General features: G+C 59.5%; 22 protein-coding genes and 1 riboswitch. Of the genes, 16 read left to right on the top strand and 6 right to left on the bottom strand.

Translation table 11 applies throughout. From position 1 onward, the window contains the following. The first annotated feature begins 66 nt into the window (after nt 1–66). The 11 genes from ftsZ (at nt 67) to DW870_RS02665 (ending at nt 9,347) form a co-directional block, all read left to right on the top strand. Nucleotides 67–1,221 (top strand): cell division protein FtsZ, encoded by a 1,155-nt coding sequence (gene ftsZ, locus DW870_RS02715; protein ID WP_022094491.1) that lies wholly within the window; start codon nt 67–69, stop codon nt 1,219–1,221. 210 nt (nt 1,222–1,431) lie between these two features. Next, on the top strand, nt 1,432–2,232 hold the full coding sequence (locus DW870_RS02710; RefSeq protein ID WP_117758729.1) for a polyphenol oxidase family protein: 801 nt from the start codon (nt 1,432–1,434) through the stop codon (nt 2,230–2,232). Continuing rightward, nucleotides 2,229–3,065 carry a phosphate ABC transporter substrate-binding protein gene (locus tag DW870_RS02705; protein ID WP_055251678.1) on the top strand — a complete coding sequence of 279 codons (837 nt, stop codon included), beginning with the start codon at nt 2,229–2,231 and terminating at the stop codon, nt 3,063–3,065. The genes DW870_RS02710 and DW870_RS02705 overlap by 4 nt, the downstream gene beginning before the upstream one ends. Before the next feature lies 1 nt (nt 3,066). Further along, nucleotides 3,067–3,993 carry a phosphate ABC transporter permease subunit PstC gene (gene pstC, locus DW870_RS02700; RefSeq protein ID WP_117769999.1) on the top strand — a complete coding sequence of 309 codons (927 nt, stop codon included), beginning with the start codon at nt 3,067–3,069 and terminating at the stop codon, nt 3,991–3,993. Nucleotides 3,994–3,996: 3 nt separating this feature from the next. Beyond that, complete coding sequence (pstA, locus tag DW870_RS02695) at nt 3,997–4,902, top strand: phosphate ABC transporter permease PstA (RefSeq protein ID WP_006234250.1); 906 nt, start codon at nt 3,997–3,999, stop codon at nt 4,900–4,902. 12 nt (nt 4,903–4,914) lie between these two features. Continuing rightward, the gene (gene pstB, locus DW870_RS02690; RefSeq protein WP_117758727.1) at nt 4,915–5,718 is read left to right on the top strand and encodes a phosphate ABC transporter ATP-binding protein PstB; all 804 of its coding nucleotides are present in this window, start codon (nt 4,915–4,917) and stop codon (nt 5,716–5,718) included. Between the two features lie 92 nt (nt 5,719–5,810). Beyond that, entirely contained in the window at nt 5,811–6,668 is an 858-nt protein-coding gene (locus DW870_RS02685; RefSeq protein ID WP_006234247.1) for a PhoU domain-containing protein, read from the top strand. 119 nt (nt 6,669–6,787) lie between these two features. Further along, a complete protein-coding gene (locus DW870_RS02680) occupies nt 6,788–7,525 on the top strand; it encodes a YggS family pyridoxal phosphate-dependent enzyme (RefSeq protein ID WP_117758726.1) in 738 nt (245 codons plus the stop codon). 60 nt (nt 7,526–7,585) lie between these two features. Then, entirely contained in the window at nt 7,586–8,308 is a 723-nt protein-coding gene (locus tag DW870_RS02675; protein WP_006234245.1) for a cell division protein SepF, read from the top strand. A gap of 15 nt (nt 8,309–8,323) precedes the next feature. Continuing rightward, nucleotides 8,324–8,611 (top strand): YggT family protein, encoded by a 288-nt coding sequence (locus DW870_RS02670; RefSeq protein ID WP_040358293.1) that lies wholly within the window; start codon nt 8,324–8,326, stop codon nt 8,609–8,611. A 61-nt stretch (nt 8,612–8,672) separates the two neighbouring features. Next, nucleotides 8,673–9,347, top strand: coding sequence for a DivIVA domain-containing protein (locus DW870_RS02665; RefSeq protein ID WP_006234242.1), 675 nt, complete (start codon nt 8,673–8,675; stop codon nt 9,345–9,347). A gap of 167 nt (nt 9,348–9,514) precedes the next feature. On the opposite strand, the gene DW870_RS02660 is transcribed toward DW870_RS02665, so the two are convergent. The 3 genes from DW870_RS02660 to DW870_RS02650 all read right to left on the bottom strand — a co-directional run bounded on the left by DW870_RS02660 (nt 9,515) and on the right by DW870_RS02650 (nt 12,066). Further along, nucleotides 9,515–10,045, bottom strand: coding sequence for a nitroreductase family protein (locus DW870_RS02660; protein WP_117758725.1), 531 nt, complete (start codon nt 10,043–10,045; stop codon nt 9,515–9,517). Between the two features lie 280 nt (nt 10,046–10,325). Further along, complete coding sequence (locus tag DW870_RS02655) at nt 10,326–10,949, bottom strand: DUF47 domain-containing protein (RefSeq protein ID WP_006234238.1); 624 nt, start codon at nt 10,947–10,949, stop codon at nt 10,326–10,328. 67 nt (nt 10,950–11,016) lie between these two features. Beyond that, nucleotides 11,017–12,066, bottom strand: coding sequence for an inorganic phosphate transporter (locus DW870_RS02650; protein ID WP_006234237.1), 1,050 nt, complete (start codon nt 12,064–12,066; stop codon nt 11,017–11,019). Nucleotides 12,067–12,316: 250 nt separating this feature from the next. Here DW870_RS02650 and DW870_RS02645 point away from each other — a divergent pair, with 250 nt between their 5' ends. From DW870_RS02645 to DW870_RS02630, 4 genes are all read left to right on the top strand, one after another. Beyond that, complete coding sequence (locus tag DW870_RS02645; RefSeq protein WP_117758724.1) at nt 12,317–12,655, top strand: hypothetical protein; 339 nt, start codon at nt 12,317–12,319, stop codon at nt 12,653–12,655. Between the two features lie 83 nt (nt 12,656–12,738). After that, complete coding sequence (locus DW870_RS02640; protein ID WP_117758723.1) at nt 12,739–13,434, top strand: Bax inhibitor-1 family protein; 696 nt, start codon at nt 12,739–12,741, stop codon at nt 13,432–13,434. A gap of 137 nt (nt 13,435–13,571) precedes the next feature. Then, a complete protein-coding gene (locus tag DW870_RS02635; protein ID WP_117758722.1) occupies nt 13,572–14,723 on the top strand; it encodes a TIGR02452 family protein in 1,152 nt (383 codons plus the stop codon). A 77-nt stretch (nt 14,724–14,800) separates the two neighbouring features. Further along, the gene (locus DW870_RS02630) at nt 14,801–15,460 is read left to right on the top strand and encodes an SGNH/GDSL hydrolase family protein (RefSeq protein ID WP_158556905.1); all 660 of its coding nucleotides are present in this window, start codon (nt 14,801–14,803) and stop codon (nt 15,458–15,460) included. Between the two features lie 333 nt (nt 15,461–15,793). On the opposite strand, the gene thiD is transcribed toward DW870_RS02630, so the two are convergent. Next, entirely contained in the window at nt 15,794–16,624 is an 831-nt protein-coding gene (gene thiD, locus DW870_RS02625; RefSeq protein WP_117758720.1) for a bifunctional hydroxymethylpyrimidine kinase/phosphomethylpyrimidine kinase, read from the bottom strand. Nucleotides 16,625–16,806: 182 nt separating this feature from the next. Next, complete coding sequence (gene thiC / locus DW870_RS02620) at nt 16,807–18,141, bottom strand: phosphomethylpyrimidine synthase ThiC (RefSeq protein WP_117758719.1); 1,335 nt, start codon at nt 18,139–18,141, stop codon at nt 16,807–16,809. Beyond that, nucleotides 18,134–18,249, bottom strand: a riboswitch (TPP riboswitch). Its footprint overlaps the gene before it by 8 nt. Nucleotides 18,250–18,312: 63 nt before the next feature. Between thiC and DW870_RS02615 the strand changes: the two genes are divergently transcribed. Further along, entirely contained in the window at nt 18,313–18,828 is a 516-nt protein-coding gene (locus DW870_RS02615; RefSeq protein WP_118072001.1) for a hypothetical protein, read from the top strand. A gap of 23 nt (nt 18,829–18,851) precedes the next feature. Here DW870_RS02615 and DW870_RS02610 read toward each other — a convergent pair whose 3' ends face one another. Then, on the bottom strand, nt 18,852–19,661 hold the full coding sequence (locus tag DW870_RS02610; RefSeq protein ID WP_117758717.1) for a YaaA family protein: 810 nt from the start codon (nt 19,659–19,661) through the stop codon (nt 18,852–18,854). Between the last annotated feature and the right edge of the window lie 19 nt (nt 19,662–19,680).

Below are 19,680 nucleotides of genomic sequence, written 5' to 3'. Positions count from 1 at the left end.
CCTGAAGGTTAATGTGCGCAGGGGTCGACCCATGCTATGGCTATAACCTTTGTTCGGAGGACCGACATGCACGAGACAGAGATCAACAACTACCTTGCCGTCATTAAGGTGGTCGGCGTCGGCGGCGGCGGTACCAACGCGGTCAATCGAATGATCGAAGAGGGCATCCGCGGCGTCGAGTTTGTTGCCATCAACACCGATGCTCAGGCACTCGCGATCTCTGATGCCGATATCAAGGTGCACATCGGCACCGACCTTACCCGCGGCCTGGGCGCCGGCGCCAACCCCGAGGTTGGCCGCAAGGCTGCCGATGAGTCCCGCGACGACATTGCCGAGGCGCTCGCTGGCGCCGACATGGTGTTCATCACCTGCGGCGAGGGCGGTGGCACCGGTACCGGCGCTGCTCCCATCGTTGCCGATATCGCGATGAACGAGGTCGGTGCGCTGACCGTCGCCGTCGTGACCAAGCCCTTCACCTTCGAGGGCCGCAAGCGCAAGAAGAGCGCCGAGGAGGGCATTAAGACCCTCTCCGATTGCGTCGACACCATGATCGTCATCCCTAACGATAAGCTGCTCGACATCGCCGAGAAGAAGACCACCATGCTCGAGGCCTTCGCGATTGCCGATGGCGTCCTTTCCCAGGGCACCCAGGGCATCACCGACCTCATCACCGTCCCCGGTATCATCAACCTGGACTTCGCCGATGTTAAGACCATCATGAAGCAGGCCGGTACCGCCATGATGGGTATCGGTACCTCTTCTGGGGACACCCGTGCCGTCGACGCTGCCCAGCAGGCCATCTCCAGCCCGCTGCTCGAGAGCTCCATCGATGGTGCCACGCGCGTGCTGCTCTCCATCGCCGGTTCCAAGGACCTGGGCATCCAGGAGATCAGCGACGCCGCCGACGTTGTCGCCAACGCCGTCGACCCCGAGGCCAACATCATCTTCGGTACCGTTGTCGACGAGTCCCTGGGCGATCAGGTGCGTATCACCGTCATCGCTACGGGCTTCTCCGACTCCAACGTCAACCGTCAGGACGAGCTCTTTGCTGCTCAGCAGTCTCAGAGCAAGGCCGCTGCCTCCGCTGAGCCGCAGCGCACCGCTCCTGCCACGAGCCCGGCTCAGGCCGCTCCGACCCGCAACGTCGGTGGCACCGAGCTTCCTAACTTCGGCAACGATCAGTTCGAGCTTCCCGACTTCCTGAAGCGCGGCAGCTTCTAAGTCGTTCTTTGCATTGTTGTGCACAGGGGCGTGTCCGTATGGACGCGCCCTTTTTATTTCGACTTTGTAAACTAGAACCTCCAATCTCTTTACGTTCCCTTTACGATTGCCTCCAGCGCAGCAGGTATCCTTTTAGAGAAGTATGACAGCCGTATAAACGCGGGCTGTAGCGGCGATGCCGCGGTACTTGTGTTATTAGGAGGCTTTAGTATGGCAGCACGTGCGGACAAAGTTTCGCGTGTCGACCATGATGGAGTTACGTTGGTGGAGGGCGCGACATCCGATGTTCGCTTTGCCTTCACCGAGCGCGCCGGTGGCGTTTCCGAAGATGCGTACTCCTCACTCAACTTGGGCTCGCATGTTGGCGATGACCCCTTTGCTGTTCAAGAAAATCGTTGTCGTGCGCTCGAGGCTATGGGTGCCGCCGAGTGCGAGCACAACCTGCTCGTTCCCAATCAGGTCCATGGTGATCATATCGTTGCGGTGACCTCGAACGGCGCCGATGACCTTGAGGACGTTCGCGAGCAGATTGCCGAGGGCTGTGATGCCATCGTCTGCACGGCGCATAACGTGCCCGTGCTGCTCTGCTTTGCCGACTGCGTTCCCGTGGTGCTGGTGGCCCCCGGCGGATTTGCCGTGGTGCACTCCGGTTGGAAGGGCACGATTGCACGTATTTCCGCCAAGGCGTGCCAGGCGCTTTGCGATGCTGCCGGTTGCGATGCGAGCGACGTTTCCGCCTATATCGGCCCCCATATCTTGGGTGACGAATATGAGGTATCCCAGGAACTCATGGATCGCTTTGCCGCCGAGTTCTCTTGCATCGATGCGAATACCTCTCGCATGCTTGATCTTTCCGCTGCCATTCGCGAGGCGCTGGTAGATGTCGGTGTCGACGCGGATGATATCGTGGATACCCAGCTTTCGACCGTGCGTCAGAACGACCGCTTTTATTCCTACCGTAACGAGGACGGCACCTGTGGGCGCCATGCTGCGATCGGCGTGATGCTATGAGAAAGATCGTATCGGTCCTGAGCGCCGCTGTGCTTACGCTTACGCTGTGCGCCTGTTCTTCGGGATCTTCTACCTCTTCCATTACCGTGGCCGGCTCCACGACCTGCCTTCCTATCGCCGAGATTGCGGCCGAGGGCTTTAAGGAGGAGACCGGCATCGACGTGCTCGTTTCCGGTTTGGGTTCTTCCGCTGGGATCGAGGCCGTCAGCGCCGGCACGGCCGATATCGCCAGCTCCTCCCGTGGACTCAATGCCGACGAACAGGATCTGGGCCTGACTCCCATCGTCATTGCCCACGACGGTATTGCGGTCATCGTGAACGACGACAACCCCGTCGATAACCTCTCGACCGAGCAGCTCCGCGATATCTACGCCGGCAAGATTACCAATTGGAAAGAGGTCGGTGGCGAGGACCTGAGGATTCAGGTCATCAACCGAGACGAGGCGTCCGGTACGCGCGAGGCCTTCCGTACCATCGTGATGGATGGCACGCCGTTCGATCGCCGCTCGGCTGTTCTTTCGGGTACGGGCCAGGTGCGCGACGTGGTATCTCGTTCGCGTGGGGCCATCGGCTACATTTCGCTGGGCTTCGTCGATAGCCTCAACGCCAAGACCTCGGTCAAGGCTGTCTCGGTCAATCATGTTGAGGCGTCCGAGAAGACGGTCGCGAGTGGCGGCTATCCCATCTCGCGCGACCTTTACTTCTTTGTGAAGGGTGCGCCTTCGCAGCAGGCGCAGGATTACATCGACTACGTGACGTCCGAAAAGATGGACAAGCAGATTCGCGAGGCGGGCTTTATTCCCGTCACCAACGACGAGAAGGGGAGTGAGTAGCATGGAAGCACAGGAAAACTCCCAGACTGAGCAGAATGCTCAGGCACCCAAGAAGCGCGAGCTGGCGCTCGTATCGCGCAGTACCTATATCAAGGAGAAGGCGCTGCAGTGGATCTTCTTTGCCTGCGCGTTTTTGGCGGTCGTTACCGTCATCCTGATTTTTGTCTTTACCACGTACTCGGCGCTGCCCGTCTTTACCGACATCGGTCTGGCGGACTTCTTTAGCTTTACGTGGGCGCCCTCTGAGGGCCACTACGGCATCATGTCGCTGCTTGCCGGCTCAGGTCTGGTGACCGTCGGTGCGCTCGCCATGGGCGTGCCGCTGGGCGTGGGTACGGCCGTTTACCTGGTCGAGATTGCCAGCAAGCGCGTGCGCAAGCTCATCAGCCCCGCCGTTGACCTGCTGGCGGGCATACCCTCCATCATCTACGGCTTCTTTGGCATGATCATCATCCGCCCGTTTATCGCACAACTGACCGGCGGCCTTGGTTTTGGTGCGCTGACGGCGTGGTTTGTGCTCGCCATCATGATCGTCCCTACCATCACCACGCTCACCATCGATGCCCTCAATTCCATTCCCATGGGCATTCGCGAGGCATCGTATGCCATGGGTGCTACTAAGTGGCAGACCATCTATAAGGTCGTGCTACCTGCCGCTAAGCTGGGTATCGTGGATGCCATCGTGCTGGGTATGGGCCGTGCCATCGGAGAGACCATGGCCGTGCTCATGGTCGTGGGTAACGCCCCGGTTATTCCCGACAGCATTGCGAGCCCTATCTCGACGCTCACGAGCCAGATCGCGCTCGACATGAGCTATTCCTCGGGTCTGCATCGCTCGGCGCTGTTCGGCATGGGCGTGGTCCTGTTTATCATCTCCGCCACGCTGGTGGGCATCGTCCGTCTGATTTCCAAGAAGAAGAGGGGGTAGGCTATGTCCGATTCCGTTGACACGACGGTCGATACGACCTCGTCGCGCGAGCGCATCAAGCGTGCCCTTTCCCACGGCAAGAAGGGCCGCATCAACAAGGACCTGTCCAACAAGATCATGCTTGGCGTGTTTCGTGCCGCTGCCTACATCACCACGCTGGTGCTGGTCGCTATCATCGCCTACGTGGTCATCAACGGCCTGCCACACATCTCGCTCGACTTTATCTTCGGTTGGCCCCAGGGCGTCAACGCCGAGGGCGGAATTTGGCCCACGATCGTCTCGACCGTCTACGTGACGGCGCTCGCCATGCTTATCTGCACGCCGATCGCTGTGCTGGCAGCCGTCTATCTGGCCGAGTACGCCAAGCAGGGCAAGGTCGTCGAGCTCATTCGCTACGCTGCTGACGCTTTGGCCTCGGTGCCCTCCATCGTTATGGGCCTGTTTGGCTACGCCTTGTTTGTCGAGGCCATGGGCCTGGGCCTTTCGATGGTCTCGGCCGCCCTGGCACTCGCGCTCTTGATGCTTCCCATCGTCATGCGTACCACCGAAGAGGCCATTCGCGCCGTTCCGCGCTATATCCGCTGGGGCGCATATGGCCTGGGCGCCACCAAGTGGCAGGTTGTCTCCAAGATCGTGCTTCCCTCTGCCTTTGGCCGTATTGCCACGGGCATCGTTCTCGCCATCGGCCGTGCCATTGGCGAGACCGCGGTGGTGCTCTATACCATGGGGCAGGCCATCAATCTACCTATTTCGCCGCTCGATTCCGGCCGCCCCATGACGGTTCACCTGTATCTGCTTGCCAACGACGGCATCAACATGAACGCAGCCTACGGCACCGCGCTCTTGCTGATGGTGATCATTCTGGCCTTCAACCTGTTTGCGCGCTTCCTGTCGCGCAAGCGTCGCTAGTTAAGGAGTCCCATGTCCGTTTATCAGTCCGCTCCCACGTTGGAGCAAGCGGCCATTACGGCCAAGGATTTCAACTTTTGGTACGGTGACTTTCATGCGCTGACGGGGCTTGACCTCAACATCGCCAAAAACGCCATCACCTCCTTCATTGGCCCTTCGGGCTGCGGCAAGTCGACGTTTTTGCGCTGCATCAACCGCATGAATGACCTGATCGAGGGCACGCGCGTCGAGGGCACCATGACGCTCGACGGCAACGATATCTATGTCGAGGGTGTCGACCCGGTCGATCTCCGTCGTCGCGTGGGCATGATCTTTCAGCAGCCCAACCCGTTTCCTAAATCCATCTACGAGAATGTCGCCTTTGGCCCTCGTCTGCAGGGCGTGACTAGCAAAAGTGACCTCGATGACATCGTGGAAGAATCGCTCAAGCGCGCCAACCTCTGGAAAGAGGTATCCAATCAGCTCAACAAGGATGGTTTGGCGCTCTCGGGCGGTCAGCAGCAGCGTCTGTGCATCGCGCGCGTGCTTGCGGTGCAACCCGATGTTCTTCTGATGGACGAGCCCTGCTCCGCCATCGACCCCACGTCCGTCTCTAAGGTCGAGGATCTGATGGCCGAGCTGGCGCCCGAGATGACGATCATCATCGTCACGCATTCAATGCAGCAGGCAGCTCGCATTAGCGACTACACCGCATTCTTCTTGCAGGAAGTTGCCGGCGAGCCCGCTACGCTCATCGAGTATGGTCAAACCGACGCGATCTTCACCAGCCCGGTGGACTCGCGGACGGAAGACTATATCACCGGCCGCTTTGGCTGATCGGTGCGACTAGTCCCAAGCCGATCGGATCTGGTCCGGTGCGTATTCACTGTGCGGGCGGCATGACCGCACCCAACTGATTGGAGTGAACCATGCGCAAACTGTTTTCCCGTCAGCTCATCGAGGCCCGTCACGAGATGCTGAGCATCTACGAGGCCGTCGATCTGGCCCTCCACGATGCCGTGAAGGCCTATGTGACCGACGACCGCAAGCTCGCCACCAAGACCAAGAAGCGCACGCTTTCGATTGACGCACGCTGCGCCAACCTGGAGGCCGTCTGCTACAACCTGATTGCCACGCAGTCACCGGTCGCCTCCGACTTTCGCTTGCTGCAGACGATCATCTACGTCGACTTTAACCTGCAGCGCATGACCGATAAGGTTCGCCAGATTTGCCGCGCCACGCGTCATATGATCAAGGCCGACATCTCGCTGCCCAAGGAGCTTGTCGGCACGGTCGAGGCCGAGGCTGAGGCCGTCTACCAGGTACTGGGCTCTTCGCTTTCTGCGCTCGTCACCAACGACATGTCCATCATCTGCAACTTGGCCGTCGAGGACGAGCCAGTGCACGCCGCCTACGAGAAGTTCTTCCGCACCTTTAACCGCATGGACACGGGCGATTTTATGGACGACGACAGCAACTATGACGACCTGCGCCGCGCCATCATGGTATCGCGCTATCTCGATCGCATCGCCTCGATTTCCATCGATGCCGCCTGCCGTCTGACCTTCCTGTTGACCGGACAGCGTATGACTGCCGGTGATATCGCCTGCACTGATGAGGATGAGCTCGAGAGCATGCGCGTGCCTTCGGGCGAGGGTGTTATCATGAGGCCCGCCGTCGATGCACGCTACGTTGCCAAGGTGCCCGTTAACGAGGTCAGCGAGGGTCTTCGCTACCTGCTCGATCATCTTGAGGACGAGGACGATGGCGAGGACGACGAGGAGTAAGTAACCCCGTTCATCGAAAGATTGTAAATACCTAAGTGAGCGCGGCCTTGCACATGCGGGGCCGCGCTCTTGCGTTAGCATGGGACTACTTGTTTGGCTGTCAGCGGAGGCGATTAGCAATGGATAACTATTTGGACTTGATGCGCGCTCGCCGCGAGCGGATTCTGGAACGTTTTTATGCGGCGCTCGATCGCGCGGGCCGCCCCCACGACGCCGCGCGCCTCATTGCCGTGTCCAAGACCGTTGGTGTCGATGAGACCGTTGCCGCCATCCAGGCGGGGTATCGCCATTTTGCCGAGAACCGCCCGCAGGAGCTGGTTCGCAAGCTCGCGGGTCTGGCGGAGCATCCGGAGCTGCCCGAGGTGCGCTTCGATATGATCGGCAACCTGCAGACCAATAAGATAAATGCGGTGCTGGGCTCAGCCGAGCTGATTCACTCGGTGGGTTCGCTGCATCTGGCGCAGGCGATCTCGAGCCGTGCTGTCCGCAAGATTGGGGCAGGCGAGCTTGCCGGCCCTCAGCGTGTGCTCATTGAGGTCAATGTGAGTGGTGAAGAGTCGAAGGGAGGCTTTTCGCCCGATGAGATTCGCGCCGCCGCGGGTGAGCTTGCGGAGCTTGAGGGAATTTGCGTGCAGGGGCTTATGACTATGGCGCCCCGGGGGAATAAGGATGTGGCACGCCGCACCTTTGCGGGGCTTCGTGAGCTGAGGGATGAGCTGGAGGCGGCGCATCCCGATTTGAACCTACCTGAGCTTTCCTGCGGCATGAGCGAGGACTTTGAGCCTGCCCTTGAGGAGGGCTCTACACTCGTTCGCCTGGGCAGGGTAGTATTTAGCCCGGAGTTTGCAGTAAAATAAGGCTCTGAAGTGCGCACTGATTATCGGGGCGCCTGCACTAAACCGCGAGAGGACACAACCATGGGCTTCCTTGACGAGATTAAAAATAAGATGCACCTGGGCGGCCAGCAGGGTTACGACCAGGGTTATGGCCAGGACGACGACTACGGCTACGATGACGGCTACGACGATGGCTATCAGAACAACGGCTACAGTGGTGCTTCGGGCGAGGGCTTCTACACCCAAGACGAGCCGAGCAACGGCCTGCTTGGCCAGACGCGCCGCGGTGAAGCTGAGTCGGTTGCCGTGTATACGCGCTCCGGTCAGCTGGTCGGCGATGACTCCCGCCATGCCACGACGTATAACCCGCCTTCGCGCTCGCAGGACAGTGTTGCGAGCGGTTATCGTCCTGGTGCCTATGACACGCCGTCGAGCTACGCCGAGAATACCCGCGCCCGTGCCGCCGCTGCACCCGCGCCTGCACCGAGCGATGCCTCGGCCTATGCGAGCAATATCATCAACGCCACGCCGCAGCTGCCGGCCTATGTCCTGCGCCCCGAGAGCTATGACGACGTGGAGACCGTGGTGCGCCGCGTTCGCACCAAGCAGCCTGTCGCACTGATTTTTGTGGGCGTACGCACCGAAGTTGCCAAGCGCGTCTTGGACTTCTCTTACGGCTTTGCCTGCGGTCTGGGTGCCACGGTCAAGGAGGTGGGCGACCGCGTGTTCATGGTGCTGCCCGCCGGTTGCGAGGTCAAAGATTCCGATCTCAAGAAGCTTCGTGCCGACGGCTACCTTAAGTAAAGACAAGACGAGGAGATTCCCATCAACATCTACACTATCGTCCAGCTGGTCAACACGCTGTTCAACTTCTATTCCACGCTCATTGTCGTCTACTGCTTTATGACGTGGATTCCCATGAAGCAGGGTGGTTTGCTTCAGGATATTGCCGCGGTGCTTGATAGCGTGTGCGGTCCGTGGCTCAACCTGTTCCGTCGTTTCATCCCGCCGATGGGCGGTATCGATTTTTCGCCGGTCGTTGCGATTATTGCGTTGCAGTTGGTGCAGAGGCTGGTTCTGCAGCTTCTTATAGGTATACTCGTGTAGAACTGACTTAGTAACTTACGTCGGGCGTGTAGCGCCGAGGCGATGAAAAAGGAGACTTGTTATGGCTATTACCCCTGCAGACATCCAGGCTCAGACTTTCTCTGAGGCCAAGCGTGGCTACGATCCTGCTGAGGTCGACGTCTTCTTGGAGACGCTGTCTTCCGAGGTTGACGCTATGCTCGCTAAGATCGTCGACCTTAAGGGTCGTCTGACTGCTACCGAGCAGCAGCTTGCCGATGCGCAGGCTCAGCTTGCCCAAGCTCAGGATGCCACCGCCCAGGCCGTTCCTGCCGCCCCCGTGGCTGCTCCCGCCCCTGACTTCTCCGCTCAGGAGCGCCAGATTTCCGCTGCCCTGATCGCTGCCCAGCAGACCGCTGAGACCATCGTCAACGATGCCAACGAGAACGCTGAGCGTATCCGCAACGAGGCTGACGCCAAGGCCCGCGAGGTTATCCGCCAGGCTCTGACCGAGAAGCAGGCCGAGCTCGAGGAGATCGATCGTCTCAAGGCTTCCCGTGAGGAGTTCAAGGCAGAGTATCTCAAGCTCATCCAGCACTTCATGGACGATGCCCAGAATTCCTTCCCGGCCGATCTGATGGCCTCCACGCCGGTCGGTTCTGCCGCTTCTCCTGCAGTGACTGTTCCCGCCGAGCCGCTGCCCGTCGCTGACCCGGTTGTCCCCGTGGCCGATCCCTTCGCCCCGATCGACAACTTTGCTGCCGACGACCTGGACTAACATTCGGCCTACAATTTAGTGCCTAGAAAGGACCCGCAGCTTGCGGGTCCTTTTTTATGACTGTGCAGGGGCGCGCAACATAAAAAACCGAGCCCTGCACATTGTGGCGCAGAACTCGGCGAATGGGTGAGCGGTAAAAGGTAGGTTTTAGGGCATGTGCCAAAAAACTACTTGAGGAGGAAGTTGGGGAGGGGAATGGTACGGGCCTCGCGATGCTCGGGGTCGGCGATGTGGTCGGCAGGATAGCCACAGACAAGCATGTGATAGGGATAAACGCCCTTGGGCAGATTGAACTGCTCCTGTGCCACCTCTGGCTTAAAATGGCATACCCAGCACGTTCCCAGGCCCTGCTCGGTGGCCTCCATCATCATCTGATCGCAAACGATGGATGTATCGATTTCGCTGGAATTCATCTGATCATACGGGCGCACCCAAGCATCATCGGTAACGCTGCAAATAAGGAAGATAAGCGGAGCGCCAAAGATAGACCCATCACGAGCAAACCGAGGCTGACAAGCAGCAGCCTTCTCCAGAAGCTCAGGCGTATCCAACACCATCACACGGGTTGGATGATTATTACAAGCAGAAGGAGCAATCCGCCCAGCCTCAACAATGGCATCCACCACAGCCTGCTCAACAGAACGATTCTCAAACTCGCGACAAGAATACCGAGACCGAGCCAGATCCAAATAACTCACAACCAAGCCCTCCAAATTCAACGAATCAATCCAAAGTAAAACAAAGGGTACCCAAAGCCCCATCCACCCAAACGTTTAAGGCGGTCCCAAAGTTCCCAATCGGGTCCAAAGGCCCCGCCAACAAAAGCCCCATCGCTTTCAAAGTATCAGCCAAAGTTCCCAATGGTGGTACGTAAGGCGAAGGGCCGGCACCTGTTTACTTTCGAACGACTCTGCCATGCAGCCGGAGTGAGAAAGCAAACAGGTGCCGGCCCTTCGCCGCCGGGACACGTACCCCCAATTAACTGTTCTTCATGACAATCGAATCCACAACATCGGCCACATTCTCACAGCAGTCAGCGCAGTACTCCAGGAAGGCGTACACGTCACGCCAGGCGATGACCTCGAGCGGGTCCTTGCCGTTAACGTGCAGGTTGCGCATGGCGTTGATATAGAGCTCGTCGGCTTCGGACTCGATGGTGTTGATCTGGATGACGAGTTCGCGCAGGGTCTTGGACTTGCGGTAGTTGGGCAGCTCGACCATCAGGTCTTTCATGGCGCGGCAGGCGTCAGTCACCTTGTGGGCGATGACGATGGCGTCGGGATGGATGCTCTGGATGTTGGTGAAGTAGACGCGCTGCACGACGCCCTCGATGCGGTCGAGCACGGTGTCGAGTGAGCAGCTCATCAGATCCAGATCCTCGCGCTCGAGCGGGGTGATAAAGGCGGTGAGCAAGGCGTCCTCAAGCTCATGGTGCTTCTTGTCGGCCGCATGCTCGATCGCGTGCATCTTGTTGAGCATATCGTGAATCTTTGCGGGATCGAAGTTCTCGAAAATCTTGGTGAGCAGCTCGGCGGCCTGGACGGCAAGGTCGGCGCAGGCGACGTAGTTGTCGAAGTAGAACGAATCGGGTTTCTTTGCCATGGGTGGGTCCTTTCGAGGCGAAGACGGGTGGGCGAGGTAATGCAGTCCGGATGGACGTTCGGTTTGACTAGAGGAACATCATGAACAGCTTGGCCATGACAAAGCTGATGAGTCCGCAGGCGGGGAAGGTGAAGAACCAGGTGAACATCATGTCTTTGACGACGCCGAAGTTGATGGCTGAGAGGCGCTTGACGGCACCGACGCCCATGATGGCGCAGGTCTTGATGTGTGTGGAGGACACGGGGATGCCGGTAAGGGTGGCAAGCAGCAGGTTTGCGGCGCCCGCCAGGTCGGCGGAGAAGCCCTGATACTTTTCGAGCTTGACCATGCTCTGGCCGACGGACTTGATGATGCGCTCGCCGCCCACGCTGGTGCCGATACCCATAGTGGCCGAGCACAGCAGCATAATCCAGATGGGGATGCCTGCATCGCCGACGCTCGTCTGGCCGCTGGCAAAGGCCACGCCTAAAAAGAGCACGCCGATGAACTTCTGTCCATCCTGCGCGCCGTGCATAAAGCTCATGGCCGCAGCGCTCGCGATCTGAGCGTATTTAAAGAAGACATTGGCACGTCGCCTGTTGGCGGCGGCGAAAAGAATCGAGACGAGCTTGCACAGGACCCAGCCCATGACAAAGCCCAGGCCGATGGAGAGCGCCAGACCGTAGATGACCTTCATCCACTCGTGGACGTTGACGCTGCTCGCACCGCCGAGGGCGATGGCGGCACCGGTCAGGCCGGCGATAAGGCTGTGGCTTTGCGAGGTGGGGATGCCAAAACGCGACGCTGTGGCGCCGTAGACGACGATGGAGAACAGCGCCGCGCATAGGCAGGCGAGCGCCATGGTGCTGTTTCCGCCAAAGTCGACGATATGTGAGATGGTGTTGGCGACGCTCGCGTTAAAGTGCGTCATGATGAGCACGCCGAGGAAGTTGAATGCGGCGCTCATGAGAATGGCGGCGCGGGCGGGCATGCAACGCGTAGTGACGCAGGTCGCGATGGCGTTGGGCGCGTCGGTCCATCCATTGACGAAGATGGCGCCCAACGCGAGGATCACGGTGACGGCAAGGACTGGGTTCGACACAATTTGGCCGAGGAAGGTTGAGAACGTTACGTCCATATATGGGCTTTCTCGAAGTTTGCAGACACGTTACAAAAACATGATAAATCGTATCACCTCCTGCGGGTCTCTTTACCGAGTTCTGATGGGAGAAGTGAACTTTTTGGCACTAAAATTGAATATTAGCCCTGTTGGCCGCGGGTGTTCTTTTTGCTAACACGCCATACGGACACGTGCGATTACTACGACACTCCAAAACCACAGTCTGTTCGCTTTACAACATGCAAACATGCGTTCGATAATAGGAGGCATGGAATATCGACAGACAGACGGCAAAACTCGGCGCGTGCACAAGCAGTATGTGGACGTCGTGGCCCGCATCCTCGCGGGCGGACAAGTCGTGCCGGTTACCGTCTGCTGGGTCGACGGTCGCTGCTTTACGATTGACGAGATCGTCTCGTCCACTGGTTTTGGCCTGACGGTCCACGGCGTTCGTACGGCAACCTATAAGGTGCGTTTTGGCGGGCACGCGACCGAGTTGTATCTGGAGGACCAGGCGTGCGGACGGCCGGACGGCTCGCAGGCCCACGTGATGCGTTGGTGGGTCTGGGCGTTTGATCGTACGCTTGAGGGCGAGCGCCGTAGGTAAGGACGCACGGCGTTCGGGTACAATGGCAGGAATCTTGTCATCTGCTGCGCCGTCTTTCACGGCGCTTTGTGAAAGGACGAAGTATGAACGATATCCAGGGCTATCAGAACGGCCCCATCGAGACCGGTGCAAGCCGTGCCAAGGAGATGTCGCCGCGCGCGTACAACCTTGTCATGTCTGCCCTGATTTTCTTGGGCTTTTGCGCCATGGGCGCCGGCGCCTACTTTACGAGCACCATGTCGTTTGCGCGCATGATGATGAGCGGCGCAGCCTTGCCGCTGGTCTTTGGCTCGTTTATTTTGACCATCGTCGGCATGGTCATGATGTCGGCCGCCGCCAGCAAGCAGTCCGTGGGCCTGTCCCTTGTGGGCTACGTAATCTTTGCGAGTACCTTTGGCCTGACCGCGTCGTTTGGCCTTGCCAACTACGACCTGCCCACCATCAACACCGCTTTTATCGCCACGGCCGCCATCACCTTTGTCTTTGGCGCGCTGGGCGTGACCTTCCCCAAGTTTTTCCAGCGCGTATATGGCATCGGTTTTGGCATTCTGCTCGCCACTGTTCTGGTTGAGATCGTGCTGATGTTCATGGGCGTCTCGCAGTCCATCACCGACCTGATCGTGATCGTGGTGTTCGCCGGCTTTATTGGCTACGACACCTATGTTGCCACGACGGTGCCGCCTACGCTGCCCAACGCCGTGCTCATGGCGTCCAATCTGTTCGTTGACATTATCAACGTGTTCCTGCGCATCCTGAACATCCTTGGCCGTCGCGACTAGTGGCGAATTGCGGCGGTGCTTGCCGTGCGGGCAAATCGATGCGAAAGGCGGTCCTTCGGGGCCGTCTTTTTTGTACGCGGCGGGGTATCATGGATGGGAAAAGCCGATAGCGGCAGCGACAGGAAAGGTGGCCACGTATGGCAGACGTCGACAACAGGAACCGTAACCGCAGGTCCAACCGAGCGGGTCAGCCCAATCCCAAGCGCGAGGCCCGTGCCAAGGCCGCCGAGCGTCACGTGTCAACTGTGTCCGAAGCGTGCGCCAAGGATATCGAGCGTTCGCTTGCCGGTGTTCGCGAGTTTGACGGTATGCCTGCCGGCTTTGTCGCGGCGATGAAGGCCAAGGTTCAGACTGCTGTGGCCGCTGAAGAACAGGTTGCCGAGGACGTCGAGGGCGCGGAGGCTGCCGAGACCGAGGCGGCACCCGAGAGCGAGGCAGCGCCCGAGACCGAGGCAGCTCCTGAGCCCGTCGAGGAGCCTGCCGAGGAAATCGCCGAAGCTGAGTCCGCGCCTGCTGAGGAGCCTGCTGCGTCCCTGCCTGAGGTCACCGTGCTCGATGCCTCCGCCACGCAGGCCATCTTGGACAACGGTCGTGGCTATGCGCAGTTCTGCGACATGGCCGTGCTCGCCTTTGCCTCGTTCACCAATCCGGGCGGTGGCTATATTCAGGGTTATCTGGGCCAGGAGGCCACGCTGTGCGCCGATTCGTATCTGTACAACGTTCTCGATAAGCAGCGCAAATGGTACGGCGAGAACCGTCGCCGCAACATCAACTGCGAGCTTTACCGAAACCGTGCGCTGGTGGTGCCTGCGGTGCGCTTCGATCGCAACCACGTGCATGCATACGCCGACGTGATCGTGGCCGCCGCGCCCAACGTTAAGCGCGCCCGCCAGGAGTATCGCGTGAGCGACGATGCTCTGCTGGATGCCCTGCGCGACCGCATTCGCTTTGTGCTTGCCATCTGCGACGAGCTGGGTCGCGAGAAGCTCGTACTGGGCGCTTGGGGCTGCGACAACAACGGCTTTGACGCCGAGGCCGTGGCCGAGCTCTTCCGCAAGGAGCTCGCGTCGGGCGACTTTAAGGTCAAGCAAGTCTTCTTTGCCGTGCCTTCTACGCGCTGGGATGAGGATTTTGCCAAGTTCGAGCACGTGCTGGCAAACTTCCCCGAGCGCAACGAGGAGTCCTATGCCCAGGTTGCCGCTCGCGCTGCGGCAGCTCGCGCCGCCGAGCAGGCCCAGGCTGCTACCGAGGATGATGAGAACGAGGACGATTGGCGCAAGTACCTGTAATCGGTACGTGCTGACAGATGGGTCGAGCCGGCGGGAGGGCTGCTCCCGTCGGCTTTTTACTGAGCGAGGGGCTTACGATGAAAAACGTTCTATGCTTTGGCGACAGCAACACCTATGGTTACGATCCGGCGGGCATGCGCGACGGCACCGCGGTGCGCTATGCGCGGGATGTGCGCTGGTGCGGCGTGGCCCAACGTGACTTAGGCGAGGGCTGGCATGTAATTGAAGAAGGCCTCAACGGCCGCACGACGGTACGCGACGACATGTGCCATCTGGACACCAATCTTAACGGCATCCGCGCGCTGCCGATGCTGCTCGAGGCCCATAAGCCACTGGACGCCATTGTGATCATGCTGGGCACCAACGACTGCAAGACGGTCTTTAACGTGACGGCTGCCGATATCGCCCGTGGCGCCATGGCGCTGATTCGCGCCGTCCGCGCGTTTCCGTGGACCGACGCTGCGCCTTGTCCGCGCATTCTGCTGATGGCTCCTATCAAGATCAAGCCGCAGATCGCCGATGTATATATGACCGATTTTGACGAGCGTTCCGTCGAGGCCTCGGAGCATTTTGCTGAATACTACGCGCACGTAGCCGAGCAGTTTGGCTGCGACTTTTTGAATGCAGCGGAGTTTGCCGAGCCGGGCGATATCGACTATCTGCATATGATGCCCGAAAGCCATGAGAGCCTGGGTCACGCCGTGGCGGCCAAGCTCCAAGAGATGCTCGGTGAGTAGCACGGCCCCAAACCACCACAATAGTTCTCCTTGCGACGGCTTGTTTCGTTGGTTTGCTTTGATCTGTAACAGTTGTAAGGCCAAAAACGGGCTAGATGTTACAGATTAAGATTATTTAGGTCGATATCGGTCGTTTGTCTCGATCTGTAACATCTAGGGTCGATTTTGCCGAGTTACTGTTACACATCGAGATTATCTTCTCAGTGGAATTTGGATGTCTCGATTTGTAACGGGTGGGCCGAAAAATGGACTTTAACTGTTACAGATCGAGATGTTTGTGGGAACCACCGCAAGGGTGCCTGTCCCCTTTGCGGTGGTTTTGGACTGCGAATCTTAATACTGCCACATGTGGTTGACGGGGCCGGAGCCTTTGCCCATGTTCAGGCCGGCGGCCAGAGCGCCTGTCAGGTAGGCCTTGCCAGCGTTGACGGCATCGGCAAGATCCATACCCTGGGCCAGCGCGCAGGCAATGGCGGACGAGAGCGTGCAGCCGGTGCCGTGTGTGTTATTGGTATCGATACGCTTGTGGCGGAACCACGTGGTGAGTGGATCTCCCAGATGGTTGCCCTCGTCATCGAGCGGCGCGGGTTCGGCCAGTACATCGTTGGCCTCGTTGACAAGATGCCCACCCTTAACGAGGGATGCGCAACCAAAGCGGCGGGTGAGGAGCATGGCAGCATTTTGCTGCGTGCGCTCGGAGTCGACCTCGTAGTCGAGCAGGGCCATGGCCTCGGGAATATTGGGCGTGATAACCGTCGCCAGCGGGAACAGGCGGCGGGTGAGCGCCTCGGCGGCATCTTCGGCAATCAGCCGCGCGCCCGAGGTGGCGACCATGACGGGGTCGACGACCACGTTCGTTGCGTTCCAGGCGCTCAAGCGGTCGGCGATGACTTCGATAATCTCGACAGAAGAAACCATGCCGATCTTGACGGCGCTCGGGCGGATATCGTCAAAAACGGCGTCAATTTGCGCGGCTACGATATCTGGCGAGATATCCTGTACGGCGGTGACGCCCAGCGTGTTTTGCGCTGTGATGGCGGTGATGGCCGTCTCGGCATACAGGCGGTGCGCCGTGATGGTCTTGATGTCGGCCTGAATGCCGGCGCCGCCGCTGGAATCGGATCCCGCGATGGACAGGACGGCAGGTACCTTACTACGATCCATGTTCGCTCCCTTGTTCGGTCGGAATCAAATGGGTCTTTAAGCCAGCATTATAAAGATGCCCGGGCCGACTCTATGTCGAACCCGGGCGGGCGATGCAATCTTTACGCAAATGCAAGCAAATGTTCACACGTCAACAATTGACAGGCACCAGCTCGCCGCCAGAGGCGGCCGCGGCGACAGGGTTAGTCCTCTATGCCGAGGTCGATCGTGGTGCCCTCGAAGATCTTGTTGACGGTGCGGACGGCGCACATCTTGCCACACATGGTGCAAGTGCCCTCGGTGGCGGCGGGGGACTCCTCGTAGCGCTTCTTGCCCGTAACCGGGTCGAGCGCGCACTCCCACATGGCGTCCCAGTCAAGCTTGCGGCGTGCCTGGCCCATCTTGTCGTCCATGTCGCGGGCGTGCGGCACCTTTTTGGCGATGTCGGCGGCGTGTGCGGCGATCTTGGTGGCCATGAGGCCGTCGAGCACATCCTGGGCGTTGGGCAGGCATAGGTGCTCTGCCGGTGTCACGTAGCACAGGAAGTCGGCACCGGAGCTGGCGGAGATGGCGCCGCCGATGGCAGCGGTGATGTGGTCGTAACCCACGCCGATATCGGTCACCAGCGGCCCGAGCACATAGAACGGAGCATTGTGGCACAGGCGTTTCTGCAGTTTCATGTTGGCGGCGATCTCGTCGAGCGCCATGTGACCCGGGCCCTCGACCATGACCTGGACGCCGGCGGCCCAAGCGCGCTTGCACAGCTTGCCCAGCTCGATCATCTCAGCGGTCTCGGTGGCGTCGTTGGAGTCGTAGAGGCAGCCCGGGCGGCAGGAGTCGCCGAGCGAAATCGTCACGTCGTACTCGTGGCAAATCTCGAGCAACTCGTCGTAGAACTCATAGAATGGGTTCTCGTTACCGGTGACCTCCATCCAGCCAAACAGCAGTGAGCCGCCACGGCTCACGATGTTCATCAGGCGGCCGGTCTCCTTAAAGGTCTTGGTGACCGACTTGTTTATGCCGCAGTGGATGGTCATAAAGTCCACGCCGTCCTCGGCATGCGCGCGCACGACTTCGAACAGGTCGTCCTTGGTGAGCTTGACCAGCGGCTTTTCCATGTAGCCGATGGCGTCGTACATGGGGACGGTGCCTACCATGAGCGGCGTCTCGTCGATGAGCTGCTGGCGGAACTGGCGCGTCTTGCCCGAGTTGGAGAGGTCCATGATGGCGTCGGCGCCAAAGTCCTCGGCGATCTTGACCTTCTTCCATTCCTCGGCGGCATCGGCCTTGTCGCCCGAGATGCCCAGGTTCACGTTGACCTTGGTGGACAGGCCCTCACCGACGCCAAAGGCGCGCATGCCCTTTTTGATGTGCACGATGTTGGCGGGAATGGAGATGCGGCCGTCGGCCACGCGCTCGCGGATGTACTCGGGGTCGCGATGCTCGCGCTCGGCGACCTCCTTCATCTGCGGTGTGATCCGCCCGGCGCGGGCGAAGTCGATTTGCGTGACGAGCTTGGGCTCGGTCTGTGCGCTCATTGGCACGGCTCCCTTCGTTGGCATTACCCATATCAGGTTTGCGGGTCAGGGCGGGCGCGCCCAGTCTCAGCCTGCCGTCTTGTCCTGCAAGCTCCCCGTTTATGTAATGGGCTCAAGTATAGCCTGAATGGGTACGATTGGGCCAACGAGCGTGCCTGTGGGGAGGCGTACATGGAAGACAAGCATCTATATCGAGAGACACAATGGGGTGTATCGGCCGAGGAAAGCCGTGCGCACCATGGGTTGGTCGCGATTGGTTTTGCGGTGCTTGCCGTGCTGGTGATTGCCTTTTGTATTTGGACGTTCGGCGGTCCTGGCGGCGCCACCTGGGGGTTTGAAGCCGACGAGGGCCTGCCGATTATGACCATGAAAGTTTCTGGTGGCAACACGGTTGCCGCACCGGGCGACTATTGGTATCCGCGCGACGAGTTTGTGCAGCTGCAGCTGAGCGGCGGGTCTATTCCGGGTGAAGAAATCGAACGCGTGACGTTTGATGCGACGCTCAAAACGCTGACGGTGAAGCTCAAAGATCAAGGGGACGTGCCCACGACCATGGACATTGCGCTGACGGAGTGGCGTCTGGAACCTCCGTCGGGCGTTACGGTATCCGACGTAGAGCACGTTAAGATTACCTACCAAGATGGCTCGACGAGCGAGATTGCAAAGGCCGATGGCTTGGCGGAGTAACGGGGTGTTTGGAAACGGCGGGCCTATAGTGCCTGCGCGTTCATGAAAACCAGGGTGTTTTTGTCTGAAAGCTCGGGGATGTGCCGATAGCCGATGTTGAATGCGGTAAGTTCGCTTGCATCCTCGAGCTTGTTTTCTGCCATCCACCGCACCATGGAGCCGCGCGCCTTTTTGCTGGCGGTCGACCGTTGGATGGGCTTCCCGTTGCGGATGCCCTCGCCAAAGAGGCATGTGACGGCCGTGGCGTCGCCCGCGAGGTGGGGCAGAACGGCTTTGGCATACTCTACGCTGGCGAGGTTGACGATCGTGGTGTTTGAGCCTGCCGGGGCGATAGCCCGCGCGAGCTTATCGCTCCAAAATGCGTAGAGGTCTCGGGCACCGTCGACGACAAGCTTCGCGCCCATCTCCAGCCGATACGGTTCGACGGCATGAAAGGGACGAACGCACCCGTAGAGGCCGGAGAGGATCCACAGATGGCTTTGCAGCCAGGCGAGCTGTTCGGCATCCATTACCTCGGGTGCCATGCTCTGGTACTGAATGCCGTGATAGGACATGATGGCAGGGGAGAAGTGACGGGCGAGTGCGGGATTGTCGAGATCGCCGTTTTTCAGGATGGGCCCGAACTCATGCAGGGTGTTGAGGCAAGGTCCCAGCAGTTTGTCACTCACGTTCCACAGCGCCTGCAGGCCGCCGCTGCCTTCATTCCGCTCGATATCTAGCAGTGCGCGGTGGAGGCGAGCTGTCTCGCGCACAAAGGGTGGAATGCCCAGGACTTCAAAAGCATTTTGGGCCGCGCGCATCTGCTTGGCGGGCGAAATGATGACCTGCAGCATGGACTCTCCTCTGCCAAAA

Source organism: Collinsella sp. AM38-1BH, from assembly GCF_003467545.1.
GTDB lineage: Bacteria > Actinomycetota > Coriobacteriia > Coriobacteriales > Coriobacteriaceae > Collinsella.
Note: the sequence above shows the minus strand (reverse complement) of the source record. Positions and strands in the feature narration are given on the sequence as shown.

Bases quoted from the DNA above. Each gene is read 5' to 3' on its own strand.
- ftsZ (WP_022094491.1), top strand. From the start codon at position 67: ATGCACGAGACAGAGATCAACAACTACCTTGCCGTCATTAAGGTGGTC.
- DW870_RS02710 (WP_117758729.1), top strand. From the start codon at position 1,432: ATGGCAGCACGTGCGGACAAAGTTTCGCGTGTCGACCATGATGGAGTT.
- DW870_RS02705 (WP_055251678.1), top strand. From the start codon at position 2,229: ATGAGAAAGATCGTATCGGTCCTGAGCGCCGCTGTGCTTACGCTTACG.
- pstC (WP_117769999.1), top strand. From the start codon at position 3,067: ATGGAAGCACAGGAAAACTCCCAGACTGAGCAGAATGCTCAGGCACCC.
- pstA (WP_006234250.1), top strand. From the start codon at position 3,997: ATGTCCGATTCCGTTGACACGACGGTCGATACGACCTCGTCGCGCGAG.
- pstB (WP_117758727.1), top strand. From the start codon at position 4,915: ATGTCCGTTTATCAGTCCGCTCCCACGTTGGAGCAAGCGGCCATTACG.
- DW870_RS02685 (WP_006234247.1), top strand. From the start codon at position 5,811: ATGCGCAAACTGTTTTCCCGTCAGCTCATCGAGGCCCGTCACGAGATG.
- DW870_RS02680 (WP_117758726.1), top strand. From the start codon at position 6,788: ATGGATAACTATTTGGACTTGATGCGCGCTCGCCGCGAGCGGATTCTG.
- DW870_RS02675 (WP_006234245.1), top strand. From the start codon at position 7,586: ATGGGCTTCCTTGACGAGATTAAAAATAAGATGCACCTGGGCGGCCAG.
- DW870_RS02665 (WP_006234242.1), top strand. From the start codon at position 8,673: ATGGCTATTACCCCTGCAGACATCCAGGCTCAGACTTTCTCTGAGGCC.
- DW870_RS02655 (WP_006234238.1), bottom strand. From the start codon at position 10,949: ATGGCAAAGAAACCCGATTCGTTCTACTTCGACAACTACGTCGCCTGC.
- DW870_RS02650 (WP_006234237.1), bottom strand. From the start codon at position 12,066: ATGGACGTAACGTTCTCAACCTTCCTCGGCCAAATTGTGTCGAACCCA.
- DW870_RS02645 (WP_117758724.1), top strand. From the start codon at position 12,317: ATGGAATATCGACAGACAGACGGCAAAACTCGGCGCGTGCACAAGCAG.
- DW870_RS02640 (WP_117758723.1), top strand. From the start codon at position 12,739: ATGAACGATATCCAGGGCTATCAGAACGGCCCCATCGAGACCGGTGCA.
- DW870_RS02635 (WP_117758722.1), top strand. From the start codon at position 13,572: ATGGCAGACGTCGACAACAGGAACCGTAACCGCAGGTCCAACCGAGCG.
- DW870_RS02630 (WP_158556905.1), top strand. From the start codon at position 14,801: ATGAAAAACGTTCTATGCTTTGGCGACAGCAACACCTATGGTTACGAT.
- thiD (WP_117758720.1), bottom strand. From the start codon at position 16,624: ATGGATCGTAGTAAGGTACCTGCCGTCCTGTCCATCGCGGGATCCGAT.
- thiC (WP_117758719.1), bottom strand. From the start codon at position 18,141: ATGAGCGCACAGACCGAGCCCAAGCTCGTCACGCAAATCGACTTCGCC.
- DW870_RS02615 (WP_118072001.1), top strand. From the start codon at position 18,313: ATGGAAGACAAGCATCTATATCGAGAGACACAATGGGGTGTATCGGCC.
- DW870_RS02610 (WP_117758717.1), bottom strand. From the start codon at position 19,661: ATGCTGCAGGTCATCATTTCGCCCGCCAAGCAGATGCGCGCGGCCCAA.